This window comes from Paenibacillus sp. A3, assembly GCF_001399685.1.
GTDB lineage: Bacteria > Bacillota > Bacilli > Paenibacillales > NBRC-103111 > Paenibacillus_G.
The window spans coordinates 1-21302 of sequence record NZ_JTHN01000272.1 but is presented as its reverse complement, the minus strand read 5'-3'; the positions used below and the strand labels follow the sequence as shown (position 1 = coordinate 21302).

The window sequence follows — 21302 nt, the reverse complement described above, 5'->3', positions numbered from 1 at the left end:
GTGCTCGCCGCGCCGGCGGGGCTGCCGCCGCTGGACGGCATCCGGGTCATCCGCCCCGGATGGTACCTCGGCAGCGTAACCAAGCAGCGCTTCACGCCTTCGCACGCGCTGGCGATGGGACTGCGCGCGGAAGAGGCGCTGCGCACGGTGACGTTCACGGCCGACGATCCGCGGGCCGTTCGGTATTTGAAAGGCGAGACGCTGGAGCTCGCCCCAGACGAGCTTCGCACCGCAGCGGACGGCGTTCCCGCCAAAGGATATGTCCTCGTGTGCGTGGACGGGTATCCCGTCGGTTGGGCGAAAGCGCAGGACGGGATGCTAAAGAACGAATATCCCCCCGGTTGGAGGTGGACATAAGCAATGAAAGCAACGTTACGTCTGGACAAGCTGCTGGCTCATACGGGCTTCGGGACCCGCAGCGAAATCAAACAGCTCGTGAAGCGCGGCGTCGTCAGCGTCGACGGCAAAACGGCGAAGGACAGCGGCATGCAGGTAAATCCCGAGCGGGATCGCATTACGGTTGACGGCGAACCGGTGGTCTACCGTGAATTCGTCTACTTGATGCTGCATAAGCCTCAAGGCGTCGTGTCCGCGACGGAAGATACGAGGGACCGGACCGTGCTCGATCTGCTGGACGAGCAGTACTCGCATTTTGACGTATTTCCGGTCGGGCGGCTGGATAAAGACACCGAAGGGCTGCTGCTGCTGACGAACGACGGCAAGCTGGCCCACAACTTGCTGTCGCCGCGAAAGCATGTTCCGAAAACGTATTATGCCGAAGTGAACGGTGCCGTTGACCAAAGCGACATTGACGCGTTCGCGCGGGGCGTCACACTCGATGACGGCTATGTGACGATGCCGGCCGAATTGATCGTGCTGCACTGCGGCCGCCCCAAAGCGGGCGAGCTTTCCCGTATCGAATTGACCATACACGAAGGAAAGTTTCATCAGGTAAAACGTATGTTTCAAGCCGTCGGCAAGCAGGTGACCTATCTGAAACGGCTGTCCATGGGGCCGCTGAAGCTGGATCCGGCGTTGCCGCTCGGGCAGTCGCGGGAATTGACGGAGGCTGAGCGCCAAAGCTTGCTGGCCCATGGGGAATAGCCTTTCAACCTGCCTTTAGAGAGAAGAAGTACAAGGGAGCGGAGAAAAAATGAACTATCGCATCATTGCGCTTGACGTGGACGGTACGCTTTTGAACGACGACTATGAAGTAACGGACAAGACGGTGGAAACGCTGCGCACGGCGCACGAAGCGGGGGCCCGGATCGTATTGTGCACCGGCCGGGGTCCGGCCAATGCAATCCCGGTGCTGGAGCGCCTGGGCCTGACCGGCGTGCTGATCACGCATAACGGGGCGGCGACCGTCGAGACGCCGGGTCCGAAGCTGCTGCATCAATTCGGCTTCGAGGTGCAGGAGCTTGCGGAACTCGTCCGCTACTGCCGCGAACAGAATGTGCATTTTGACGTGAACACCGCGCTGGATATGTTCGTCGAGAAAGTAGGCGAGCGGGAAGCGGCGATGTACGAGAAATATATGGTTTCTCCCGAACGGGTGGAGGACGTGTTGAGCATGACCGTTCCGCTCGTAAAGCTTACGATGTTCGGGTCGGAGGAAGAGATGGACGCGGTCGAACGGGACTTGGCGCGGGTATCGCTGCCTCCGAGCGTTCATGCGCTGAGAAGCGGGGTGCACTTTGTCGACGTGATGTCGAAGGAAGTGTCCAAGGGCCGTGCGCTGCAGGCGCTCGCCGCCCAATGGGACATAGCTCCCGAACAAATCGTTGCCATGGGCAACTATTACAACGACATCGATATGATCCGGTTTGCCGGGATTGGGATCGCGATGGATAATTCGCCGGACGCGGTCAAAGAGGCTGCCGATGCCGTCACGCTGTCCAATAACGACGACGGCGTGCACGAAGCGCTGCGCCGTTACGTGCTCCCTTCGGGAGAGCTTCGCGCATAGTTTTCCGTCAAGGAAGGACATGCTATGAGGGTAGAAAACTCCGCACTGCGCGAGTGCATAACCTGATTGGAGGGGACCCGAATGACGCATGTCAGCTTAAGACCGGATCTGAGGACGGCGGGCGGCGAAGTCAGCGACATCATGTTCAAAAATCGGTTTGTGGGCACGTTAACTCTCGTCTTCCGTGAATCCGACCGAATTGCAGGCGCGCTCCAATTGGAGAAAGAAGTGCTTGATGACGCGGAGAAAGACGAAGTGTTCGAGGCGGTCCACCGGTATGTGGACTCCCTGCTGGACGCTCTGCAGGCAAAAGGGTGCGAGGTGATGGTCACCTATAGCAGCATTGACCATGTGATCGCTTCGGAACGGGAAGCGGAAGCCTATGCCGGCGTCGTCTCGACGGAAGAAGATTTCGATTACGACTCGGATTGGATCGATAACGAAACGCGTCTTGAAGACGAGACTCCTGGGGAGCGGGACGACTTCACCATGGCGGATTTCGAACTGGTGTTGGTCGGCGAAGACGAGGACGGACTGGAATACCATCTCTACGATAAAGACGAAGATTTTGTCGCCGAGGTATTTCTCCAAATCGATGATCGCGAAGTGACGGGCACCGTCCATTGGATGATCGAACCGACCGAAGCCGAGCTGGATATCGCTGCCGATCTGCTTGTGCTCGATTTCGACGAGGACGAAGTGGACCGCTTCGAAATTGCGATGAACTTCGACAACGAGATTTTCGAAGTGATCCAGCTGACCCACGAGGATCTGCTGGCGGAGGAGGACGACTCCGAGGTATTGTGGAGCGGGGACGACGAAGACAAGCCGTATACGGTTATGCTCGTCCGGGATGACCGGGGAGTGCTGACGTACGAAATTTACCAGCAGTCCCGGGGCGGTCTTCCGATCGGCACGGCCACGGTGGATATCAGCGAGCGCCAGCTGACCGGCTTTATCGATTTCCGCGAGCCCGGCAGCACCGACGACAGAGAACTTATCGCCACTTTGCTGATGGAGGAGCTTGATAAGGAGAAAGATTACTCCGCACTCAACTTGTCCATGATGCACAATAACCGGCTGATCGAAGAAGTGCTGTTCGAAACGGAAAATGTCCATTAATTGCAAAAAAAACCTTGCCGAAAACGAAAAGCATATGATAAAATGCTTTCTAATTGAATTAGGACCTTCGGGGCAGGGTGAAAATCCCGACCGGCGGTGAAGGCTCGTACTGAGCTTAAGCCCGCGACTCGTCGATTTCCGCATGGCGGAACAGACGACTGACTTGGTGGAATTCCGAGGCCGACGGTATAGTCCGGATGGGAGAAGGTCACAAAGTAGGCATACCGGTTTGAATCGTTTTGTTAAAAAAACGGCTCATGGTGAGCTTATTTGCATATGCCCCGTTATCTTAACCGATAGCGGGGCTGACTTCTTTTCGAAGGGTCCTGTTCAAACACCTTGGGAGGTTGTTGAATATGGACAGAGTTTCTGCTGTCGGGTTAAACGGCCGTGTTGCCACGGCCAAAGTAAACATGCGGAGCGGACTATGGCTTGTCGTGCTCGGCTCGGCGCTATGGGGTGTCGACCCTTTATTCCGAATCCTGCTGCTTAAATCGTTTACTTCTACGCAAATTGTATTGATCGAGCACGTACTGCTGCTCGTCTACGCCTTGCCGGTCGTTTGGCTGCATAGGCAGGAGCTGCGGGGCTTGAAGCTGCGCCATCTTATGGCTCTGCTGTTCATCTCGTGGGGCGGCTCGGCCCTGGCGACGATTCTGTTTACCTCGGCCTTCGCCCATGGCAATCCGAATGCCGTGCTGCTGCTGCAAAAGCTGCAGCCGCTGTTTGCGATCATCCTGGCTCGGATCGTGCTGAAAGAAAGCTTGCCGCGGCGCTTTGCGCTGCTCTTGATTCTCGCGCTTCTCGGCACCTATCTGCTGACGTTCGGCTGGAAGGCGCCGATCGGGCATTGGGGCGATATCGCGACCTGGAGCGGATTGCTCTCCATCGGGGCTGCCGCACTGTGGGGCGGCTCGACGGTGATGGGCAGGCTGATGCTCGGGCAAATGAAGTTCGAGACGGTAACGGCTCTTCGGTTCCTGCTGGCGCTGCCGTTGCTTCTGGCTTTGGCGGCGGGCCAGGGGATGGCGCTCGTTCAGCCTGCGCACTCGATTGCTTGGGGCGCGGTAATCGTTAATTTGGTTATGGGCGCTTTCATACCCGGACTGCTCAGCCTCTTACTCTACTACCGGGGACTGACCGATACGAAAGCTTCTTATGCCACGCTGGCAGAGCTGTCTTTTCCGGCGGTTGGCCTGCTGATCAACTGGCTGGTGTTCCAACAAGCCGTTACGCCGGACCAACTGGTCGGTTTCGTGATTATATGGGCCGCTTTGTTCGGTCTTTCGCGTCAAAGCCAAAGCGAGTGAAAAATAAGCTGTCCTTCAGGACAGCCCCCAGCCTGTTGAGACCCCTCAACAGGCTATTTCTTTGTTTGCGGTATTTGTTCATTTCAAAAAAATACCATTAAAAAATAAGCTGTCATCTGTCGAATTAAATATCATGGGACATCGTTCCAGTATTCAATAAATATCATCTAAGGGCGGGCAGAAAAATGAATAGGATGCAGATTCGGAGCAAATGGAAAGGATTTACGAAGGACAAAGTATTTTTTACGATTAAAAACAAACTCATCTTCACCTTTGTGGTTATACTGCTTGTTCCTACGGTTTTGCTCTCGTATGTCTCGTATCAAACGGCAAGGCAAAACGTGGACAGCCAAATGGTCAGCTCGTCGAAGGAAGCCGTCAAGCTGATCGATGCCTTATTGAACGATTTCTTCGAGTCCAAGAAGCAGCAGGTCGACGCTTTATCACGAACCGTCGACTTAAGCGCTGTTAAAGCGGCGGACAACTCCAATATCGGGGTGCAGGATTCCGTGCGTCGCCAGCTTCTGATGTACCGAGAAATCGAAAAGGATGCCGACATGGTTTTCGTCGGCACCAAGAACGGCTTGTATATGGATTCCGCCGACGTGACCAAAATGGCCGCCGATTACGATCCTCGCGAACGTGCCTGGTTCAAGCAAGCGGTAGAGAACAAGGGCAAGATCATCATCACTTCTCCATATATCTCCTCGGCTACGGGGAATCTGGTGTTCACGGTTGCGAAAGAAACGGCCGACGGCCGGGGCGTCGCAGCCATGTCGATCTCGACCAAAAAGCTTGCCGAAATCACCCGTACGGTAAGTATCGGAAAAGAAGGATATGTGTTCATTTCGGATATGGACCGGAAATACGTGTATCATCCTACCGGCGAAATCGGAAGCCAAATGCCCGAGGACGAGATGACGAGTAACTTGTATAAAACCGATACGGGGTATTTTCAGTACAAGATGGACGGCGCTTTGAAGAAAATGGTGTTCTCCACCAATGCGTCTTCGGGTTGGAAAATCGCCGGCACGATGTACGAATCGGAAGTGGCCGAAGCGGCTTCTCCGATCTTGAAATCCACGCTCATCGTGCTGCTTTTGTCCACATTGATCGGCTCTTTGATGGTTGCTGCGATTATTTTCTCGATTCTGAAGCCGCTGCGGAAAATAAACGAAGCTTCGCTGTTGATCAGCGAAGGCGATTTGACGAAACAAATCGAGATCGCCCGTGCCGACGAACTGGGAACATTAAGCTCGAACTTTAATAAAATGGCTTCGTCGCTGCGAGCCTTGATCTACAAAGTCAACGACAATGCGATGCAGCTTGCCGCGTCCGCTGAACAGCTTTCAGCCAGCTCCGAGCAAATTACGGAAGCGGGCAAGCAGGTCGCTCAGGCGGTTCAAGAAATCGCCAACGGCTCGGCGCAGCAAGTGGTGCAAATCGGCGAAACGAACCGGGAGATGAACGATATGGCATCCCAACTGCAGGCCATCTCCCATAACACCGACACCGTCTCCGATTCGGCGCAGCATACGCAAGAGACGGCCCAAGACGGCACGGAAGCGATCCGGACCGTTATCGATCAAATGAATGCCATTGGGCAAAAAGTGAAGACGCTGTCCGACGATGTGACGGGGCTCGGGGACCGTTCCAAGCAAATTGTATCCTTCACAACCGTGATTGCGGAGATTGCTTCCCAGACCAACCTGCTTGCGCTCAATGCCTCCATCGAAGCCGCGAGGGCCGGAGAGCACGGGAAAGGCTTTGCGGTTGTTGCCGCCGAAATCAAGAAATTGGCGGAGCAGTCCGGCGCTTCGGCCAAGCAGATTTCGCAATTGATCACCGCCATTCAAAAGGATACGGACATGACCGCGGCCAATATGGAAACGGTGACGCACGAAGTGGAGCAGGGAATGCTTAAGGCGGACATGGCAGGCAGGTCGTTTGAACAAATTCTGAGCTCGCTGGACAGCGTAGCCGTTCAAATCGCCCAGGTCTCGCAAGCGACGCAAGGAATGGCTGCCAATTCCGAAAATGTTTTGAACGCCGTCGATGCTGTATCGCATATTTCCGAAGATACCGCGGCGTGCATTGAACAAGTGGCGGCAAGCACGGAAGAGCAGCTTGCTTCTATGGAGGAAATCGCATCTTCCTCCGCACTGCTGAGCAAAATGGCAGAGGAGCTCCAAGAAACCGTCGCGAAATTTAAAGTCTAGGCATTTCATATACCAAAAAGCAGCATGCGGTCACAATCGATCGCATGCTGCTTTTTTGCCAAGGGTGTGCGTAGAAAGGGAGAGGAATTATCGGCGCAAACCTTTCGGATAATGGTTTTTGACCTGGGTTCCGGATTGTTTGCCCCAGCCGAGCGGGAAGCCGTCTACCGTGATCAGCGTCCAGCCGCTGCAGGCTTCGGGAAAGTCCAAGGTCTCTCCCCGAAGGTAACGTTCCGCCTCGCCGCTGCCCGCGGTCAGCTCGACCGCAAGCCGGGCTTGAGCGGTATTCGTCAGGGCAAGGGCCAAAGCATGGGCCGGCTCCGCACGGTCCTTCTTCACCTCGGCAAGGTGCAGGCCGGGGCGCAGCGTCTTGAGTCCTTGAAGCATCGGGCTGCCGAACGGGATATCGGCTGGCGCGGGCAGCAGGTAGAGCTGCTCGCCGAACAAGACCGGCTCGCCCGGCGGAAGCGCGAATCCCGCCGCAAGCGACTCCTCCGCGAACCGTTGAAACAGCCGCATGGCTGTCTCCTCGGGGCGGCTGCCTCCGCGCTTCGCTTTGCCTGTCTGACGCATACGCGGGGCTGCCGAGCCCTTCTTGGCGGCATGCGGCTCATCCGCAGCCCCTTCCAGTTGCAGCACGGCGACAAAATGCCCCTCGCCATGGTGCAGGTGCGGCCAAATCCGCTCTGTCCGTTCGAGCCGCAGCTGCGGATATTGGCGGAGCAACTCGTGAACGGTGCGCTCGTTCTCCTGCTCGTTGAATGTGCAGGTCGAATAGGCGAGCCGTCCGCCCGGCTTCAGCATCGCAACCGCGGATTGCAGAATGTCCAGCTGCCGCGCCGCGCACATCTCGACGTGAGCCGGCGACCATTCGGCGATCGCCTCCGGGTCTTTGCGGAACATGCCTTCCCCTGAGCAGGGAGCGTCGACCATAATTTTATCGAAAAAGCGGGGGAACCGCTCGGCAAGCTGCTGCGGCGTAGCGCTGACGACGACGGTGTTCGTGATGCCCATCCGCTCGATATTTTCGGATAAGCTCTTGGCGCGGACAGGGTGAATTTCATTGCTGATCAGCAGCCCTTGGCCCGCGAGCTTCCCGGCGATATGCGTCGATTTCCCGCCCGGCGCGGCGGCGAGGTCGAGAACGATGTCTCCCGGCTGCGGGTCCAGCAGCTCAACGGCGGACATGGCGGACGGCTCTTGGATATAATACAGCCCCGCCGCGTGGTAGGGATGCTTTCCGGGCTTCGTTTCTTCCCGGTAATAGAACCCTGTCTCGCACCAGGGGACGGGCTCCAGCTCGAACATGCCGCGCAGACGCTCCAGGAGGGGGCCGCCGCTCCTCGGGTCGATTTTGGCAGGATTCATTCGCAAGCCCTGCGTGCGGGGCTGTTCATAGCTTCGCAGAAACGCTTCGGCGCTCTCTTGAAGCTGCATTTGCATTTGTTGGATATAAGTTTCGGGCAAACGGATCATAGAGGACATGTCGAACTCCTTTTAGACTGTCGGTATCCCTACATTATACAAGCTTCGCCATATTGTGAGAAGCTAAGACGGCATGCTATAATTGTTTGGTCCTTTTGGGAGAGGTGAACGAGAATGACTTATGAAATTCCGAAAAAAGTACAAACGTTAGGCGAAGACATTCAGCGGAGCGAGCTTAAATACCACGACAGGGAAGTGCTCGTCTCCAAGGAATTTACGTTCGATAGCGCCCATCATTTGCATTGCTACGAGGGCAAATGCAAAAGCCTGCACGGGCACACGTATAAACTTCAGGTCGTCATGCGCGGCAAGGTCGATGACCGGGGCATTACGATCGATTTTGCGGATATTAAACGAATCGCCAAAGAGCGCATCATCGACCGGCTGGATCACCGTTACTTGAACGAGGTGCTGCCGCCGATGAATACGACCGCGGAAAATATGGTCGTCTGGATGTACGAGCAGCTTCGAGACGCGCTGCGAAGCGAGGGGCTGTTTCCGGCGGTGCGGCTGGAGGAAGTCCGCCTGTGGGAGACGCCGACCAGCTACGCGGCCGTCACGGCGCGCTTGATGGGAGATGGTCCGGCATGATCCGGCTGCCGATGGTGGAAATTTTCGAGACGGTCGAAGGCGAGGGCACGCGGGCCGGCTTTCCGACTGTGTTCGTGAGGCTGTTCGGCTGCAATCTGCGCTGCACGTGGTGCGATACGAAGTACAGCTATCCGCCGGCCGAGGCCGAATTTACGATGACGATCGAGGACATTGTAGCCGAGGCGGGACGTTACCGTTCCCGGCACGTCTGTCTGACCGGGGGCGAGCCGCTTCTGTACGGCGATAAGTCCGCGGCGCTCATCGAGGCGCTGGTTGCAACCGGCCGCTACGACGATCTGCATATCGAGACGAACGGCGCCATCGATCTGACGCCCTTTCTGGAGCGGATCGAATCGCCTGTTGTTCGGTACATTATGGACTACAAGCTGCCCGATTCCGGCGAAGAGGAACGGATGCTCACGGCGAATCTGGCGAAGCTGCGCCCGCAGGACGAGTTGAAGTTCGTGATCGGGAGCGAGCGGGATTTTCATGCGGCTAAAGCGCTGCTCGAAGCGTACCCGACCCGGGCGCTGCCGCTGTTCAGCCCGGTTTGGGAAACGATGCCTCCGGCCAAGCTGGTCGGTTTGATGCTGGAGCATGGCTTGTCTCACGTGAAGCTGAATATGCAGATGCATAAAATCATTTGGGACCCTGCGGCCCGCGGGGTATAACCATACGAACGAAGGTGTGAATGATGAAAAAGGCAGTCGTTATTTTGAGCGGGGGGCTGGACAGCACAACCTGCATGGGGATGGCTCGGGACGCCGGGTACGACATTTACCCGATCACGTTCGATTACGGGCAGCGCCAAAGGCGCGAGATCGAGAACGCGCGGCAGGTGGCCGAATTCTATAAGACAACGAGCCGCCATAAGGTCATTGCGCTCGGCTTTTTGAAAGAATTCGGAGGCAGCGCCTTGACCGACGAATCGATTGAGGTACCGCCGGCCGGCGAAAGCGGTGCGATCGATTCGGATATTCCCGTGACTTACGTACCGGGCCGCAATCTGCTGTTCCTCTCGATCGCGACTTCCTATGCGGAAACCATCGGAGCGGAAGCGATCTATATCGGCGTCAACGCGCTTGATTACAGCGGATACCCGGACTGCCGCCCGGAATTTATCCGGAAGGTGGAGGAAGTGATGGCGCTGGCAACGCGAGTCGGCGTGGAAGGCGGTCCGATTCGCATCGAAACGCCGCTGATTCATTGGACGAAAGCCGAGATTATTCGCGAAGGGATGCGGCTCGGCGTGCCATATCACTTGACAACCTCATGCTACAACGGGCAGGAGGAAGCGTGCGGCGTTTGCGACAGCTGCCGGCTGCGTTTGAAAGGCTTCGACGAAGCGGGAACGGCCGATCCGATAGCTTATCAATAAAGAATATTCAAGGGGCTGCCCCTCATTCACTTGTGCGAATGGGAGCAGCCCTTTGGTTTTCGAGCTAAAATTAGTTCACGCCAACGGCAGTGTACGCTTTTTTAACAGCGTTTACTTGAGTGGAATTCGCTCCGTACAGGTCTGTCGCCGCTTGAATGGCAGCGGCGCGGATGGCCGAGAAGTTCGAAGTCGGAGTCAGGTAATTGATGAGGGTGTCATAGAAAATTTGCACAGCCGCATCGCGTCCGATTCCGTTCACGGTGACGCCGTAGTGCGTGCCGCCTTGGGCGATCAGGTAGAAGGCTTTGTTGTTGATACCGCTGTTAATATGCACGCCGCCGTTATCGGAAGGTCCCGTATAGCGGTCTTGATAGCGGTCGGGTTGGTTATAGAGCTTGGGATTCTCCATCGAGCGGAGCGCGTCCCCGGGAGTATTCGGCGTATAAATCAAGTCGCCGATCAGCCAGTTTTTGCCGTCGATCGCATTCCCGATAATATCGGAGATCGATTCGTTCAGCGCCCCGGATTCGCCGTAGTATTCCAGGCCGGCCGTATGTTCCGTAACGCCGTGGGTCAATTCGTGGCCGATGACGTCCGGATCGGCGGAGAACGGAATGAAGGTTACGCCGTCGCCGTCGCCGTACACCATTTGAACGCCATTCCAGAAGGCGTTGTTGTATCTGGAGGAGTAGTGCACCGTCGATTTAAGCTGGAAGCCGTTACCGTCAATGCTGTTGCGGCCGAATTTGTTTTTATAGTAATCGTACACTTTGGCGGTGTAGGCATGCGCATCGACTGCCGCGCCGTCGTTCCAAATATTGTTCGAACTGGTAAGCAGCGATCCGGGCAGAGAGCTCCGGTTGCCTGCGCTGTAAGTGACGATGCCTTGCCCGCGCGTCGTATCCTTCAATTGATAAGTGGAGCCGGATTGCGTGGTCGTGAACGATTTCGTATCTCCGAGCACGCCTTTTCCGGTACCCGTAGCGTGAGCGAGGATGTCGTACTTGAATAAAACGCTGCCGTCTTCGGCGCTGATGAAATAGCGCGTGCGGATCGCCTCCGGTTCGAGAACGTTAACCTCCGTCACATAGGCGAGGACCGGTTGTCCGTTGTGCAAATAAACGTACAGATCCGCTTTGGGCGTCTTTTGCGGTTCCCCCAGCTTGCCGACGGCGGCCTCGGTATCTTTCTGGGCCACGGCAATCGCTTGCGCTTCGCTGATTTGCGAATTCAAGCTTTTCGAAACCTGCTGCTGCTGATCGGGAAGCAGGCTGCCGATAAGCGATGTGACTTGTCCTTCTTTGTTGACGTGAATCGTCTGTACGCCGCCGTATACGGGAACGCCTCCCACATTTTGCTGCAGACGGTAATGCGTCGTTCCCGTTTTCTCGTCGGTCGTTTGGCCGATAATTTTCAACTGCTTTTTCAGATCGACAGTTTTGCCGACCTGGAAGCTATCCTGCTTGGATTCGAGATACTTCCAGATTTTTTCCTCTCCCGATACGCCTTGCGGCGCGCTCCAGCTTTCCCCGGTGATCAATTGAGGGGCGAATCCTCCGAAGGGAGCGGCCTGATCTTGCGGAGCAGCTTGCACCCCTTGCACGCTCCCGAGCAAAAATGCTCCTGTAATAATCGATGCCCATACTTTTAACATAAACGTCATCTCTCCTTTTTACTTGTTTTCCAATCGGTTTAGAATGAATTTGAAGCTGATTTAGCCGATGGCGGGATGCAAATCAAATTTAAAGCGGGTCTCGTCGAAGGTGATTACTACAGAAGCGATAATCTGGAGGTTAGACAGGATTAAATCGAGTGGAAGCATGAGGTGTGTACAACGGGAGTAGAGGCGTCGGGTGACGATACGGGTTTTTCGCTAAAAAGCATCACCTCTTTCATCAAGTGGTTAATTCTTTTCAGGTAAAACCGTAGAGGCTATTCGTAGTTCGTCGAAACATCAGGTAAAATATTCCAACGTGGACTACTTGATAATTATATTAAACCAATTTTGATTTTTTTCAATACCCTTTTTAGTAAAAATTTTCCTTCTAAACGATAAAAGGTTCTTTAGACTTAGCTTGCGGGGCGAATGGTCCCCTTTGCATTGTCGAAACGTGATGGATCATAAGGCGGATGAAGTTTTTGTGGGTCTGTGACCCTAGGTAAAGAAGAAGAATGGATGCGGTCAAGGGGCGTCAGGCGCGGAGATTGTGCGGCAAATTGGCCGAAATAGACGAAGTTGTTGAGAACCAAATCAGCCCTTCGTCCGGCAGTGAGCTGTGGACAAAGGGCTGAATCCGTAGAATCGGAGCGGGAAATCCATATGGACGCTATGGCGTCAGTGAGCCGCAGCTTGGTCGGTGAGCAGCTGCGGACCGTCTTCGGTGATGGCGATCGTATGCTCGTATTGGGCGGATAGCCGTCCGTCTGCCGTTCGCGCCGTCCAGCCGTCCGCTTCGACGAACATATGGTGCGTACCGGCATTGATCATCGGTTCGATCGTAAACACCATGCCTTCCTTCAAACGTACGCCTCTGCCGGGCAGCCCGACATGTGCGTAGTTGGGCTCTTCGTGCAGATCCCGGCCGATGCCGTGGGCGAGCAGATCGCGCACGACGGAGTAGCCGTTTCGCTCCGCGTGGGATTGGATCGCGTGCGTGATATCCCCGAGGCGGTTGCCGGCGAAGGCCTGAGCGATGCCGAGATCCAGGCATTGCTTGGTCACTTCCATCAACCGCCGGGCTTCGTCGGAAATGGAGCCTACCGCATAGCACCAGGCGGAATCGCCCAGCCAGCCGTCGACTTCCGCGACGATGTCGATGGTGACGATGTCGCCTTCCCGAAGAGGCGTACGGCTTGGAAACCCGTGGGCGATCACATCGTTGACGGATGCGCAAGTGGCGTACTTATACCCGTTGTAACCTTTGGTAAACGGTCTACCGCCATGCTTCGTAATCATCGTATCCACGAGATCTTCGATTTCGAACGTCGTAATGCCGGGCTGCACCAGCTTGGCGATTTCCCGGTGACAAGCGGCGACCAGTTGGCCGGCCTGCTTGATGCGCTCAATTTCTTGCTTGGTTTTCAAAATAATCATTGGGTCAATGTCCCTTCTTTTTCGATGCTGCGGACTAACGAATCGGCGATATCGTCGGTATCCGGCTCCTCATGGCCGTGATGAATCCATAAGCCGGCGCAGCCGATCATGGAGCCGAGCAGAAGATTCGCCCGTTTCTCAGGGTCCCGTGCCCCGAGTTTTTCAACTGCCGACACAAGAGGACGGTACAGTTCGATCTGGAACTGATCGTACAGCTTTTGAAAGCGGCCGCCCGGGACCTGCTGAAAGTTTTCCCAGATCATCTTGTACAAAATATAGACGGACCGGTCGCGAAACCATTGCCGCAGCAGGAGTGTGCCGTACCGGCGCAGCAGCTGCCCGGGGGATTGGGGAGCGCCGAACGCTTCTTCGGTCACTTGCCTGGCTTCGTGGAACGCTTGCCACAGCAGGTCGTCGAGCAGAGCGTGCTTGTTTTTGTAATAATGGTACACGGTGCCGTAGCCCAGATCCGCTTTGGTTGCGACGTCGCGCATTTCCATCGTAATGCCCTGCTCCAAATACACCTCGGCCGCGGCTTGCATAATTTGCTTCACCCGGATAAGCCGGATTTCTTCGTTTTGTTCTTTCGTTCGGGGAGACAAGCGATCACCTCTTTTTTTGACCTACTGTAATGTCAATCATAAACGATCCCGCCGCCGTATGCAATATTTCCCGCTTTGGAATCCGCGATAGCCCGGCAGAGCGTAGGCACATGTTCCGGATAACGTATGTCGGGCGTCCTGCAAGTCCGTACTGTTCGGTCCCATGGGCCGTTTGGTTTCCCGGTTGGACAAGCTTATTTTGGGTTCGATGGAATAATATGTTACAATGGAAAAACCACGATAGAATGGCTTTTAGGGCGGTCGGCTAGCCTCCTGGAACGGAGGTGATGGCCTATGGAGGTATACCAAGCACTTACCTTGATGTTCGGGTTCGGGATGTTCATCTTGGCTTTGCTAACGTACCTTAACAAAAAGAAATAGACCGCCCTCGGTCAAAGCAGCGGTCCTTTCTTGATCCTCATACAATTTGTCTAAGCCTACCGCCCTGAGAAGCGGCTATTGTGCGGGAGTGCGGATGTTAGCGGCATCCGCATTCCTTTCTCAGTATACGCATGTTGGCGGAACGTGATACTTTCTATTTATAGTTTACATGGCCTGGTCTGTCCTGACAATAGAGTAATAGATTCGGTTGTGGTACTATAGAACAGAATCCTAAAAAAGAGAGAGGGATGTCTCACATGACGAACAGCAGCGATAACGTGCAGACCCAGGATAGTGTGCAGAACCGGTTTTTGGATCGGCTCATTACGGAAAGGATACCTGTCACCTTAATTACGAAGAACGGTGTCCAAATGCAGGGCACCTTGAAATCGACGGATCGGTTCACGATCCTGATCGAAGTCAAAGGAAGAGATACGCTGATCAATAAAGTCGCGGTATCTACGATCGTATCAAGCAAGCGCCTGCCTATTTAATCCGCATTGTGTGACAACAGAAGGACCGCCCGCGTTACGGCAGCGGTCCTTTCCTCTTCGCATGAAAAAAAGTCCGGTTCCCCCGGAGCTGCCGGGAGCCGGACTTTCCTGCCGTTCATTTTGACTCATACGAAAACTCCACCGCTTCCCGGGGGCTTTCCGCCGTCTGCTCGTCCTTGCTGTGAAGCTGCTTTTCTTTCCAGAACATGACGGTCAGCATCCGCTCGATCCATTCCTTATCCGTCTCGGTCAGTTCGATTCCGTCGAAGATAAGGTCGTTCTCACGCAGAAAACGGCGCAGGTTCACCCGCGGCTTCGTATAGCTTCCTTCCTCCTTGTCGGAGTCCGTTTTCTCCAAATAGCCTGCGATTTGCATCAGCTCGGTATAAGGAATGTTCAATCCCTCGGACAGCTTCATCAGCACGTCGGGCGAGGGGACCCCGCGGTTGCCGTTCTCCAGCTGGGAAATATAGGCCGCCGATACGCCGGAGCGGTCTGCCAGCTCGCGAATGGTGAAACCTTTCAATTTGCGCATATCTCGTAATTGATCGTAGAAATCCATCGCACACACCCACATTATTGAAATAATGGCAAAGCAATAAACAGGTTAAGTAAAAAACGGTGAATATCTATATATTAACAGTTAAAAATAGGAAGTACAAATAAACTTGATTTAACAATAGTAAACATAACTGGTTGCAAAAGTAAATAAAATTGATGTATAATGGTAGTGTGTTTTTGTTCAGCAAGGGGGAGGACCGCAACCATGAAAATTAAAGCCAAAACGAACGCGATCGTACGAGCCCGGATCGTCAAAGGAATGACTCAGCGGGACCTGGCCCAGCTCTCGGGATTGAGCTATGCTTATATCAGCTTGCTGGAGCGTTCGGTCAAAGCCGTCGGCCCGGGCACGGCGAAGAAGCTCAGCGATCTTTTGGAGCAGCCTCTGGAGGAATTGTTCACCATAGAATAGACCTGCGACAGAAGCGGGAAGCCGGCTTCCCGCCTTTCTTCCGAGAGCGTACGAACCGGTGTCGGCCTAGAAGCCGACCACTTTGTTTTTGCCGGTCGTCTTGGCCTTGTACATCGCTTCATCCGCCTGCTTGATCAATTCCTCCGCGTTAACCCCTTTTTTGAGCATACTGTATCCCATGCTTACCGTCACGATGGTCTCCGTCTCCACACGGCTTCGGATACGCTCCGACAAGCCTGCGGCATCCACTTCCGGGTCCGTAACCAGCACGACCATTTCTTCCCCGCCATAGCGTCCGCAAATCCCGGAATCTTCCGTTTCTTCCTTCACGATCTGCGCTACCTGCTTAAGCACCTGGTCTCCCATATGATGGCCTTTCGTATCGTTGAGCTTCTTGAAATTGTCGATGTCGCTGAAGATGACCGATACCGGCGCTCGCTGCTGCACGTATTGGGTGACGCGGTTGTAAAAATATTTCCGGTTGTACAGCTTTGTAAGCCCGTCGGTAATGGAGGAGTTGTAAATGGCCTGCATGATCTCGATGACCCGCTCGAAAATGAACAGGAACAGAACGATGTAAAAGACGAACGGAATCGTTTGCTCCAGAAAGTTCAGGACGATTTGTTTGCTGTCAAATAAATAGACGTTGGTCATATGAATCGTGTGGGTCGTAAAATAGACGGTCAGCATCAGCTGATACTTCCCGTTCTGGCCGATACGGGAATTCACGAGCAGGAAGCTCAAGAACAGCAGCAGAAACAAGTACAGCTCCATGCCGAGCGGACGAAGCAATTTGGACTGATCCTCGCTGCCCTGCAGCCAGAGCGGAGCGTACCAGTACGACACCGAGACGGCGGCGGTCAACAGGATAAAGATGGCGAAGACGAAGAAGTCCCGCTTGCGGGTTGTGTTATACAGCTGATAAATGCCGATATTGAGCATGACAAAGGCAAGCAGCTTGAGCAGCAGCGCGATGAATTCTTGCTCGGGGGTTACGTCTTGAGTCACGGTCTTTTCGATGAGATGGCTGTGCTGGGCGAACAGGATAAAGAGCGCAATGATCATGGAGAAGTATCCGATTTTGCGGCGCGACAGCAGCAGTCGGAACGAGACGAGAAACGTCATCGCAATGATGACGATCAGCATCGAGTGCATAAAGATCGAACCGGTCGGTCCGAAGATCAAATCCCAAATCGTCTGATTGTTCATGAAACGCGCGGAAGCCTCACTTTGCAAACGGGTACATGGTACTGATTATACCAAACGTATATTCGTTTTGGGAAGTCTTGTCGTCGCATTCCGGAACTGTTAGGATGGTAGTGACGAAGCGCCCTTGCGTTTCGCGAACAACGGGAGAGGCCGAGGTGGGTAGGATGCGTATTCTTCAAGCGTTATTTTTTCCGCCGGAACAGCCTGGCGGGGTTTCTTCCATGGTTCCTTTCATGCTGGACCGCTTCAACAAACGAGGCTGGGAGATGGAGCTCTTTTCGCTGCCCAAACGGGTGCGCGGCAAAGGCACCGGGGAAATTCGTTTCTCTACGTTCGACTGGGAGCCGTATGCCGGCCATCCGGTAGTCGATAAATACATACAAACGATAAAGGATTATATCTGGTGGACGAAGATGAGGATCAAGTCGACGTACGATTTGATCCACGCCCATCATCCGATCGCCGGGCTGGTCATGAAGCAGCTGTTTCCGGACACCCCGCTGATCATGACGGTTCACTCCAGCTATGAGCGCGAGCTTGTGCTGAACGGCAAAATTCCGGCAGACGGCCCGGTGCATGCCTTCCTGACCTCGCTTTACCGCGAGCTGGAGGAAAAGGCGGACCAGTTGATTACGGTGTCCAACTCGTTCAAGCATTACTTGTCCGAGTACGTGCAGGAGCCGGAGCGGATCGGGGTCATTCCGAACGGCTTCGACGAGAAGCGGTTCCGTCCGGTCCATCACGAGAATCAAGTGCCGCAGCTGATCTCGGTATGCCGCCTTGTGCCCGCCAAAGGGCTCGATACGCTTCTGCATGCCTGCGCGGAGCTGAAGCGCCGGGGGCAGCCGTTCGTGCTGCATCTGATCGGAGACGGACCGATCCGTACGGAGCTGGAGGAGCTTGCGCAGCAGCTCGGGATTTATGAGGAAACGATTTTTTACGGCTATATGCTTCACCCGGAAGATTTTATGCCGTTCTTCGACGTGTTTGTCCTGCCTTCGCGGGCGGAAGCGTTCGGTTCGGTGTTTGCGGAGGCGGCGCTCTGCGGTCTGGCTGTTGTCGGCACGAACGTTGGCGGCATAGCCGAGCAGATCGAGCACGGCAGCAACGGTCTGCTTGTTCCGGTCAATGACGTTCAGGCGCTGGCCACGGCGCTGGAGAAGGTCATAGGCGATCCGATGTACCGGTATCAGCTCTCGCGTGTGGCGCTGGAGAAGGCGCTCAAGACGTACTCGATGACGCGCGTCGTTCAGCAGCTCAGAAACGTGTATCGGACATACCGCAAGGCGCCGCCGGTGGAGTAGGGCTTGGGCCGGAGTGAGATAAGGACGGAGGATTCGGAAATGACGCGGGGGTTTCGTTTTATTCATGCCGCGGATCTGCATCTGGACAGTCCGTTTCGGGGATTGTCCGGTCTGCCGGACGGGCTGAGGGAGCGGGTGAAGGCGTCGACGTTTACGGCGCTCGAACGGCTCGTCGATCTGGCGGTTCGCGAGCAGGCGGATTTCATCGTCGTCAGCGGCGACATATACGATGCGAAAGACCGTTCGCTGCGCGCTCAGCTGCGGTTTCAACAAGCTTTGGAAACGTTGGCGGGACACGGGGTGCCCGCCTTTGTCGTTCATGGAAATCACGATCCGCTGCACGACGGCTACAGCGCGAAGCTGCGGTTGCCGGACACGGTAAAAATATTCGGAAGCGATGCGGTGGAAAGCGTCGTTGTCCATGCGCAGGACGGAGAGCCGGTTGCGCGGGTGTCAGGCATATCGTTTGGCCGTTCCGCGGTAACGGATAATTTGACGCCGGGCTTTGTCCGGCATAACGACGGCTTGTATCACATCGGAATACTGCATACGAATGTGGACGGCGATGCGGGCCACGACAATTATGCGCCTTGCAGCCTGCGGGATTTGACGGGCGGACAGGTGGACTATTGGGCATTGGGTCATATTCATTCGCGTCGGGTGTTGCATGAGTCTCCTTGGGTTGTGTATCCCGGCAATCTGCAGGGCCGTCACGTCCGGGAAACCGGCCCTCGCGGCTGCTATGTGGTTGACGTGGCGGCAGGCGGGGCAACGCAGCTGCGGTTTCAGCCGTTGGACGATGTACGCTGGGAGGTCCGGGAGCTGTCCATTGCCGGGCTGGAGACGGAGCAGCAGCTGAAGGATGCGCTGGAGGAGGAGCTGGAGGCGGCCTGTGCGGCAGCGGACGGACGCGCGGTTCTGGCGCGTCTGTCGCTGACCGGACGCGGGCCGCTACATGCGGTGATGCGTCGCGGCGGATGGCTCGCGGGGCTGGTTTCCGCGCTAAGAGAGAGCGGCACGGAAGCCGTCTGGATCGAGAGCATTGAGGATCGGACCGGAGCAGCCGTTTCGCGCGAAGACTTGGCTGCAAAGCCGGGGTTTCTGGGCGATCTGCTGCGTCTCGCGTCGGAGGCGGGCGAATCCCCTGAGCGATTATCGGCCTTCGCAGAGGAAGCGCTGGCGCCGCTCGCCGGGCAGCCGCAGCTTGCCGCTCTGCTAAGCGAACTGGGGCCCGAGGAATGGGCCGCATGGCTGCAGGAAGCCGAAGAGCTGGCGATCGACCTGCTGGCGGACGGCAGCGGCGCGGAGACGGGGTGGAGCGAATGAGAATCGAACGGCTCGACATTCGCCGCTACGGTGTGCTAAACGATGTGGAGCTTCTGGCGGATGCCCCCGTCACCCTCTTTTATGGGCCGAACGAAGCGGGGAAAAGCACCGTGCTGGGTTTTATCCGGGATGTGCTGTTCGGCTTTCCCCGCGGCGGCTCGGCGGAACGGCTGACTGCGCCGGGGGAGGGCGGACAAGGCGGGGCGATTACGCTCGTTGACGAACAAGGCCGCCGTTACCGGGTCGGACGGTGGGAGCGTCCAAGCGGAGGACGGGGGCGCGGGCCTGCGGCGGGCACCGTCCGCGTGACGTTTCCGGACGGAACGGCCGGGGGCGAGCGGGAGTTGACTGCGCTCTTGGGCGGGATTACGCCGGAATTGTTCCGCAGTCTGTTCGCCTTCGGCCTGACCGAGCTGCAGGAGCTCGGGACGCTGCAATCGGGCGAGGTCGGCAGCTTCTTGTACAGCGCGGGACTCGGCGCGAGCGGCAGCGTGATTCGCGGAGCGGACAAGAAGCTCGCGCAGGAGCTGGAGCAGTTGTACCGCCCACGCGGACGCACGCCGCTGATGAACCGGGCGCTGCAGGAGCTGGCGGCTTCGGAAGCGGAGCTCGCGCAAAGCCGCGGCCGGGCGGAGCGCTACAATGCGCTGGAGGCGGAGGCGAACCGCCTTGCCGCGGAGCAGGAGACGCTGGAGCGCGAGCTGGACAAGCTCCAGCGCGAAGCGGACTGGCTTGCGCGGTGCATCCGCGCCCAGCCGCACTGGCTGCGTAGGGAGGAGCTGCGCCGCGAGCTGGCGGAGCTGCCCGAGACGCTGGATGCGTTCCCGGCTGATGCGCTGCCGCGGATGGAAGCGGTGCTTGCCGAGCGGGAGCGGCTCACGGTCGAGCTTGACCGTGTCGCCCTTGCGCTGTCCGATCTGAAGGAAAGCTTGCGGACGGCCGAGTCGGAAGCGGAGGCCGAGGGCGCGGTGCTGGAGCGCCGGGCGGCGCTTGAAGCTTTGTTGGACCGGCTTCCGGTCTACGAAGAAGCAAAGCGGACGCTGGCGGAGGCGGAAGCGGAAGAGGAGCAGCTCGGGCTGGAGCTGGAGCGGATGCTTCGCCGCATTCACCCGGCATGGACGGCGGAGCATTTGGACCGTCTCCCTTCGACGGTCATGCTTCGGGAGGAAGCGTCCGCTTTCCGCGAGGAGTGGCGCGTCTGGCGGCAGAACGAATCGCTGCTGGAGGCGGAAGGCGAACGGCTGCGAAGTGAGTCCGGGGCGGAGGAGCTTGGGCCGGCGGATAGCCGGAGCGGGGCCGAGGCTTGGGACGGTGAAGGCGACGGGAGTCGCAGCCGGAGCATCGATGGAGCCCGAGACGAGGAGAGCTCCGTGCTCGAAGACGATCACATGTCGGCGGAAGAAGGACTGGACCGGATTCGGACGGCAAGGCGTTTGTTCCACGAATGGAAGGAAGCGCTGCGCGAGGTCCGGTTCGAAGCGGAGCGCGAGCAGGACCGTGAGAAGATGAGCCGTCTGGAGGCGCAGGCCGGGCCGGAGAAAGCCCGCTCCGGCTCCTTCGGCGTCCCGCTGTATGTTCTCTACGGCGCAACGCTGCTGCTCCCCGCCGCGCTGGCGGCAAGCAGCACGGCGAGCGCTGCGACAGCCGCAGCCGTCTGCTGCAGCGCCGCCAGCGCGGCGGGGAGCAGCAGCGTTGCGCCGTAGAGAACATACAGCGGGACGCCGAAGGAGCCGGAGCGGGCTTTCTCCGGCCCGGCCTGCGCCTCCAGACGGCTCATCTTCTCACGGTCCTGCTCGCGCTCCGCTTCGAACCGGACCTCGCGCAGCGCTTCCTTCCATTCGTGGA

21 protein-coding genes and 1 riboswitch are annotated in these 21302 nt (G+C 56.7%); of the genes, 15 read left to right on the top strand and 6 right to left on the bottom strand.

What is annotated here, in order from left to right:
* From QJ48_RS32620 to QJ48_RS32595, 6 genes are all read left to right on the top strand, one after another.
* Positions 1 to 357, top strand: a 357-nt coding sequence (locus QJ48_RS32620; protein WP_193394529.1) for an RsmF rRNA methyltransferase first C-terminal domain-containing protein, incomplete at its 5' end; no start/stop codon positions are given.
* A gap of 3 nt (positions 358 to 360) precedes the next feature.
* Entirely contained in the window at positions 361 to 1104 is a 744-nt protein-coding gene (locus QJ48_RS32615; RefSeq protein ID WP_054977486.1) for a pseudouridine synthase, read from the top strand.
* 49 nt (positions 1105 to 1153) lie between these two features.
* Complete coding sequence (locus QJ48_RS32610) at positions 1154 to 1969, top strand: Cof-type HAD-IIB family hydrolase (RefSeq protein ID WP_054977485.1); 816 nt, start codon at positions 1154 to 1156, stop codon at positions 1967 to 1969.
* Between the two features lie 81 nt (positions 1970 to 2050).
* The gene (locus QJ48_RS32605) at positions 2051 to 3091 is read left to right on the top strand and encodes a hypothetical protein (RefSeq protein ID WP_054977484.1); all 1041 of its coding nucleotides are present in this window, start codon (positions 2051 to 2053) and stop codon (positions 3089 to 3091) included.
* 59 nt (positions 3092 to 3150) lie between these two features.
* A riboswitch (FMN riboswitch) is annotated at positions 3151 to 3304 on the top strand.
* A gap of 143 nt (positions 3305 to 3447) precedes the next feature.
* Positions 3448 to 4401: a DMT family transporter gene (locus tag QJ48_RS32600; protein WP_054977483.1), complete on the top strand. Its 954-nt coding sequence runs from the start codon at positions 3448 to 3450 to the stop codon at positions 4399 to 4401.
* 185 nt (positions 4402 to 4586) lie between these two features.
* Entirely contained in the window at positions 4587 to 6620 is a 2034-nt protein-coding gene (locus QJ48_RS32595) for a methyl-accepting chemotaxis protein (RefSeq protein ID WP_054977482.1), read from the top strand.
* A gap of 87 nt (positions 6621 to 6707) precedes the next feature.
* Here the strand turns inward: QJ48_RS32595 and QJ48_RS32590 are convergent, their stop codons facing one another.
* Positions 6708 to 8096 (bottom strand): RsmF rRNA methyltransferase first C-terminal domain-containing protein, encoded by a 1389-nt coding sequence (locus QJ48_RS32590; RefSeq protein WP_054977481.1) that lies wholly within the window; start codon positions 8094 to 8096, stop codon positions 6708 to 6710.
* Positions 8097 to 8219: 123 nt separating this feature from the next.
* Here QJ48_RS32590 and queD point away from each other — a divergent pair, with 123 nt between their 5' ends.
* From queD to queC, 3 genes are read left to right on the top strand one after another with little or no spacing between them, the layout of a single operon-like run.
* Positions 8220 to 8696 carry a 6-carboxytetrahydropterin synthase QueD gene (queD, locus tag QJ48_RS32585; protein WP_054977480.1) on the top strand — a complete coding sequence of 159 codons (477 nt, stop codon included), beginning with the start codon at positions 8220 to 8222 and terminating at the stop codon, positions 8694 to 8696.
* Positions 8693 to 9367 carry a radical SAM protein gene (locus QJ48_RS32580; protein ID WP_054977479.1) on the top strand — a complete coding sequence of 225 codons (675 nt, stop codon included), beginning with the start codon at positions 8693 to 8695 and terminating at the stop codon, positions 9365 to 9367. Before queD ends, QJ48_RS32580 begins: the two co-directional genes overlap by 4 nt.
* 23 nt (positions 9368 to 9390) lie before the next feature.
* Positions 9391 to 10074: a 7-cyano-7-deazaguanine synthase QueC gene (gene queC / locus QJ48_RS32575; RefSeq protein ID WP_054977478.1), complete on the top strand. Its 684-nt coding sequence runs from the start codon at positions 9391 to 9393 to the stop codon at positions 10072 to 10074.
* Positions 10075 to 10144: 70 nt separating this feature from the next.
* On the opposite strand, the gene QJ48_RS32570 is transcribed toward queC, so the two are convergent.
* From QJ48_RS32570 to QJ48_RS32560, 3 genes are all read right to left on the bottom strand, one after another.
* On the bottom strand, positions 10145 to 11728 hold the full coding sequence (locus QJ48_RS32570) for a M4 family metallopeptidase (protein WP_054977477.1): 1584 nt from the start codon (positions 11726 to 11728) through the stop codon (positions 10145 to 10147).
* A 681-nt stretch (positions 11729 to 12409) separates the two neighbouring features.
* Positions 12410 to 13168 (bottom strand): type I methionyl aminopeptidase, encoded by a 759-nt coding sequence (gene map / locus QJ48_RS32565; protein WP_054977476.1) that lies wholly within the window; start codon positions 13166 to 13168, stop codon positions 12410 to 12412.
* Positions 13165 to 13770, bottom strand: coding sequence for a TetR/AcrR family transcriptional regulator (locus tag QJ48_RS32560; RefSeq protein WP_054977475.1), 606 nt, complete (start codon positions 13768 to 13770; stop codon positions 13165 to 13167). The genes map and QJ48_RS32560 overlap by 4 nt, the downstream gene beginning before the upstream one ends.
* A 294-nt stretch (positions 13771 to 14064) precedes the next feature.
* Between QJ48_RS32560 and QJ48_RS39040 the strand changes: the two genes are divergently transcribed.
* Together QJ48_RS39040 and QJ48_RS32555 are read left to right on the top strand one after the other, a co-directional pair.
* Positions 14065 to 14151 carry a putative holin-like toxin gene (locus QJ48_RS39040; protein ID WP_108531390.1) on the top strand — a complete coding sequence of 29 codons (87 nt, stop codon included), beginning with the start codon at positions 14065 to 14067 and terminating at the stop codon, positions 14149 to 14151.
* A gap of 257 nt (positions 14152 to 14408) precedes the next feature.
* Positions 14409 to 14645: an RNA chaperone Hfq gene (locus QJ48_RS32555; protein WP_063858219.1), complete on the top strand. Its 237-nt coding sequence runs from the start codon at positions 14409 to 14411 to the stop codon at positions 14643 to 14645.
* Between the two features lie 115 nt (positions 14646 to 14760).
* Here the strand turns inward: QJ48_RS32555 and QJ48_RS32550 are convergent, their stop codons facing one another.
* Positions 14761 to 15180, bottom strand: coding sequence for a helix-turn-helix transcriptional regulator (locus QJ48_RS32550; protein ID WP_237763132.1), 420 nt, complete (start codon positions 15178 to 15180; stop codon positions 14761 to 14763).
* Positions 15181 to 15411: 231 nt separating this feature from the next.
* Here QJ48_RS32550 and QJ48_RS32545 point away from each other — a divergent pair, with 231 nt between their 5' ends.
* The gene (locus tag QJ48_RS32545; RefSeq protein WP_010498610.1) at positions 15412 to 15618 is read left to right on the top strand and encodes a helix-turn-helix domain-containing protein; all 207 of its coding nucleotides are present in this window, start codon (positions 15412 to 15414) and stop codon (positions 15616 to 15618) included.
* 66 nt (positions 15619 to 15684) lie between these two features.
* On the opposite strand, the gene QJ48_RS32540 is transcribed toward QJ48_RS32545, so the two are convergent.
* On the bottom strand, positions 15685 to 16827 hold the full coding sequence (locus QJ48_RS32540; protein ID WP_054977472.1) for a GGDEF domain-containing protein: 1143 nt from the start codon (positions 16825 to 16827) through the stop codon (positions 15685 to 15687).
* 164 nt (positions 16828 to 16991) lie between these two features.
* Here QJ48_RS32540 and QJ48_RS32535 point away from each other — a divergent pair, with 164 nt between their 5' ends.
* The 3 genes from QJ48_RS32535 to QJ48_RS32525 are packed head-to-tail and all read left to right on the top strand — an operon-like array spanning position 16992 to position 21160.
* Positions 16992 to 18131 (top strand): glycosyltransferase family 4 protein, encoded by a 1140-nt coding sequence (locus QJ48_RS32535; RefSeq protein WP_054977471.1) that lies wholly within the window; start codon positions 16992 to 16994, stop codon positions 18129 to 18131.
* Between the two features lie 39 nt (positions 18132 to 18170).
* On the top strand, positions 18171 to 19457 hold the full coding sequence (locus QJ48_RS32530) for a DNA repair exonuclease (protein WP_054977470.1): 1287 nt from the start codon (positions 18171 to 18173) through the stop codon (positions 19455 to 19457).
* Complete coding sequence (locus QJ48_RS32525; RefSeq protein WP_237763131.1) at positions 19379 to 21160, top strand: AAA family ATPase; 1782 nt, start codon at positions 19379 to 19381, stop codon at positions 21158 to 21160. Before QJ48_RS32530 ends, QJ48_RS32525 begins: the two co-directional genes overlap by 79 nt.
* Positions 21161 to 21302: the final 142 nt, after the last annotated feature.

What these genes read in the sequence shown, in the direction of transcription:
- QJ48_RS32605 (WP_054977484.1), top strand. Translation starts at nt 2,051, where the DNA reads ATGACGCATGTCAGCTTAAGACCGGATCTGAGGACGGCGGGCGGCGAA.
- QJ48_RS32545 (WP_010498610.1), top strand. Translation starts at nt 15,412, where the DNA reads ATGAAAATTAAAGCCAAAACGAACGCGATCGTACGAGCCCGGATCGTC.
- queC (WP_054977478.1), top strand. Translation starts at nt 9,391, where the DNA reads ATGAAAAAGGCAGTCGTTATTTTGAGCGGGGGGCTGGACAGCACAACC.
- QJ48_RS32590 (WP_054977481.1), bottom strand. Translation starts at nt 8,096, where the DNA reads ATGATCCGTTTGCCCGAAACTTATATCCAACAAATGCAAATGCAGCTT.
- queD (WP_054977480.1), top strand. Translation starts at nt 8,220, where the DNA reads ATGACTTATGAAATTCCGAAAAAAGTACAAACGTTAGGCGAAGACATT.
- QJ48_RS32540 (WP_054977472.1), bottom strand. Translation starts at nt 16,827, where the DNA reads ATGAACAATCAGACGATTTGGGATTTGATCTTCGGACCGACCGGTTCG.
- QJ48_RS32615 (WP_054977486.1), top strand. Translation starts at nt 361, where the DNA reads ATGAAAGCAACGTTACGTCTGGACAAGCTGCTGGCTCATACGGGCTTC.
- QJ48_RS32535 (WP_054977471.1), top strand. Translation starts at nt 16,992, where the DNA reads ATGCGTATTCTTCAAGCGTTATTTTTTCCGCCGGAACAGCCTGGCGGG.
- QJ48_RS32555 (WP_063858219.1), top strand. Translation starts at nt 14,409, where the DNA reads ATGACGAACAGCAGCGATAACGTGCAGACCCAGGATAGTGTGCAGAAC.
- QJ48_RS32570 (WP_054977477.1), bottom strand. Translation starts at nt 11,728, where the DNA reads ATGTTAAAAGTATGGGCATCGATTATTACAGGAGCATTTTTGCTCGGG.
- QJ48_RS32550 (WP_237763132.1), bottom strand. Translation starts at nt 15,180, where the DNA reads ATGCGCAAATTGAAAGGTTTCACCATTCGCGAGCTGGCAGACCGCTCC.
- QJ48_RS32610 (WP_054977485.1), top strand. Translation starts at nt 1,154, where the DNA reads ATGAACTATCGCATCATTGCGCTTGACGTGGACGGTACGCTTTTGAAC.
- QJ48_RS32530 (WP_054977470.1), top strand. Translation starts at nt 18,171, where the DNA reads ATGACGCGGGGGTTTCGTTTTATTCATGCCGCGGATCTGCATCTGGAC.
- QJ48_RS39040 (WP_108531390.1), top strand. Translation starts at nt 14,065, where the DNA reads ATGGAGGTATACCAAGCACTTACCTTGATGTTCGGGTTCGGGATGTTC.
- QJ48_RS32580 (WP_054977479.1), top strand. Translation starts at nt 8,693, where the DNA reads ATGATCCGGCTGCCGATGGTGGAAATTTTCGAGACGGTCGAAGGCGAG.
- QJ48_RS32525 (WP_237763131.1), top strand. Translation starts at nt 19,379, where the DNA reads ATGGCTGCAGGAAGCCGAAGAGCTGGCGATCGACCTGCTGGCGGACGG.
- map (WP_054977476.1), bottom strand. Translation starts at nt 13,168, where the DNA reads ATGATTATTTTGAAAACCAAGCAAGAAATTGAGCGCATCAAGCAGGCC.
- QJ48_RS32595 (WP_054977482.1), top strand. Translation starts at nt 4,587, where the DNA reads ATGAATAGGATGCAGATTCGGAGCAAATGGAAAGGATTTACGAAGGAC.
- QJ48_RS32600 (WP_054977483.1), top strand. Translation starts at nt 3,448, where the DNA reads ATGGACAGAGTTTCTGCTGTCGGGTTAAACGGCCGTGTTGCCACGGCC.